This is a genomic window from Mesotoga sp. UBA5557 (assembly GCF_002425715.1).
Lineage (GTDB): Bacteria > Thermotogota > Thermotogae > Petrotogales > Kosmotogaceae > Mesotoga.
In genome coordinates, this window is sequence record NZ_DIMV01000075.1 from 1 (window position 1) to 2,742 (window position 2,742).

Annotated in this window: 2 protein-coding genes; both read right to left on the minus strand. The window is 46.6% G+C overall.

Annotated elements, in window-relative coordinates; translation table 11 throughout:
* Window positions 1-155 precede the first annotated feature (155 nt).
* A complete protein-coding gene (locus B3157_RS10705) occupies window positions 156-455 on the minus strand; it encodes a GIY-YIG nuclease family protein (protein WP_292590433.1) in 300 nt (99 codons plus the stop codon).
* A 500-nt stretch (window positions 456-955) separates the two neighbouring features.
* On the minus strand, window positions 956-2,347 hold the full coding sequence (locus tag B3157_RS10710; protein ID WP_292590435.1) for an ATP-binding protein: 1,392 nt from the start codon (window positions 2,345-2,347) through the stop codon (window positions 956-958).
* Between the last annotated feature and the right edge of the window lie 395 nt (window positions 2,348-2,742).

Below are 2,742 nucleotides of genomic sequence, written 5' to 3' on the forward strand. Positions count from 1 at the left end.
CTTTCCTCTTGAACGGTCAACGCAGGGGTCTTGAACAGGAAACACAACAAAAGCCCCAAACAAATGCATATTGGGGCAGGCTAAGTGAGTGGATCCAGCGCGGGCTCCAGGGAATGACCGTTTGGGGTCATTAGCGACCCTGCATCTTGTTTTCCTTATCGGAAGCCGTTATTGATCTCTTCCCAAAGGTCTCGAAGGTCCGGATTCACTTTCTTGATCAGCCTTAGTTTCCATTCTCTTTTCCAACTCTTCAGTTGTTTTTCTCTTCTGATAGCTGCTATGATTGTCTCATGGTACTCATAGTAGACAACGCTTACGCAATTGTACTTGTCAGTGAAGCCTTCTACAAGTTTGCTCTTGTGTTCAAAGACCCTTCGAAGAAGATTATTAGTTACACCAACGTAGAACACAGTTCTGGAAGGATTTGTCATTATGTAAACAAACCCTGAGTTCATTACATCACCTCATACGAATAAGAAGATGAGTGTTTTTATGATAGCACTGTGATTGCCTTTTGATGAGTGCACGTGAAGAAAAAGAGCGAGATCCCGTGCAGGTGCATCACGGGATGACAGTCCTTCACGTCATCCTGGCGTGCTACTGGCCAGGATCTTGTTCTTTGGTGTGAAAAACACAAGCAGTTGCAAGTTATTAGAGCAAAAGCCAAGAAACTTTCTAAGTCTCTTGAAATGCTCTTCTTCTCGGTCGGTGGACGGCGGACCGTTGACGGACAACGCTGTCTTCGTCAGCGCTCAGCGGGTCCTTGCTCTTAAGCGCACAGCGGCTCTTACATTCGAGATCCCGATCAGTTTCATATCGGGATGACAGTCTTTTCTTGCTTTTCGTCATTTTTGTTTAGACATAGTGGCAGCTTAGTAATTCGTACACACCATGAATATGGAGGAATCGATTCGATGGTCTGTCCTAATGAAACCACAAGCGGTCCGATTTGATTTCAGGCAAAGAGGTCATCTAAGGTCACCAGGTAAACACTTTCATCTTTTGCAGCTAGTTCTTGCAGATCTGTGGTGAATCCGCTCTTGGAAAAGATGACGAATATCCTGTCTTTGTAAGCGATAATCGATCCCTTTTCTTTTAATCTCTCAAGTTCGCCTATCCCGACTCTTGCGTTGGTCCACTTGCATTCACCGATTATCGCTTGATTATCTCCCAGACCAAGAAGATCAATTTCCTCTTCCTTCTTCGTTGCTGGGTTGCTTCCCCACCACTTGCCCAACTTCATAATCCTGAAGGGTAATTCTCCCCTGCCACTTTTGTACAATAAATAGTCCCTGCATATGCTTTCGAAAGCTAGGCCGAGATACTTGCTGAGTCCGTTAGCGATCTTCTTGTCCAGAAGCTCTTCTGTCATGCCGGTTTCGATAAGCGAGAGGTTAGGAAACACAAAGGTGTACCAGAATCTGAAAAGATTGTCTCTGATATAGTAGATCGCCTTCCGTGAAGTGCTTTTCTCTGTAACGGGCACTTCTCGTCCCAATATGTTCAAGTTCAGCAGTGTAGCTATGTACTTTGCAGTTTTATCGTTAGGCTCTCCTACCCTTGTACTTATCTCGTTCAGGCGAGTAGCGCCTTGGGCAATTGATTCTATTATACTGTTGTAGAGGGAAGGTTCGCGCAGTTCCTGTCTCAACAAGAATCTAGGCTCGGCATAAAGATACGCCGATGTATCGAGAAAGTTGTTTGCAATGTTCTCTCCATATGGAAGATGCTGGTTCCACTTCTGCAGATACTGCGGGATGCCCCCCAAAATTCCATACGCGATGATTTTTTCTTTGTTGCTCAGTTCGGGAAAGAACAGCGACGCTTCTCGATAGGTGAATGGCTCGACTCTCAGCTGAGCTGTTCTTCTTCCAAACAAGGGGCTCCTACTGCCCAGCACTTCGCTCTCCATGAAACTCACAGATGAACCGCAAAGAACTAAATAGAGCTTTGTTTCAAGTAGCTCATGATCTATAAGGCGCTGCAAGACAGACGGGAAATAGCTAGTAGCATTCGCCAAATATGGGTACTCATCTATTACTAGCAGAAGACGCTTTTCCTTTGCTTTGGATGCAACGAACCTAATCGCCTTCTCCCATGACTCAAATGGAGATAATGTGTCTTTCTGGCCGAAGTGTTCTAGAATGACTTCCGAGAAGTTTCGCAGCATCATTTTCTCGTTGACCTCATCGCAGACAAAGAAGATGCTTTCGATCTCTTTTGAGAACTCTCTTAGAAGAGCGGTCTTACCCACTCTTCGACGTCCATATACAACGGCCATCTCGAACTTTCCACTGTCCTTAAGCTTCCTGAGAGAAGCAAGCTCTTTCTCTCTGTTGATGAACATTTAACAACCTCCAACACAACTACTAACTCGTAAGTTACTAACTCTAGAGTCAATTATATCATCATAAATGCAATCTTTGAAAAGCGTCTCGGGACGCATTGCTGGCTTAGGCAGGAAGTGATGCCACCTTCGGTGTGACGCATTGCACTGAGGAGCATCAGTGGACGCAATGCCGGCAAAGGATCATGCCGGGACGCAAGGCTGGCTTCGCCAGGAGGCGAGGCCGACTTCGTCGGGAAGTGATGCTGGGAAGTACATCCCAGGAAGTGATGCCCGGAGGAGCATCCGGGGACGCAAGGCCCGCTTCGCGGGGATGAAAAACCGCTCTAAGATCGGACGCATTGCACTGAGGAGCATCAGTGGACGCAATGCCGCCTTCGGCAGGAAGCATCTCA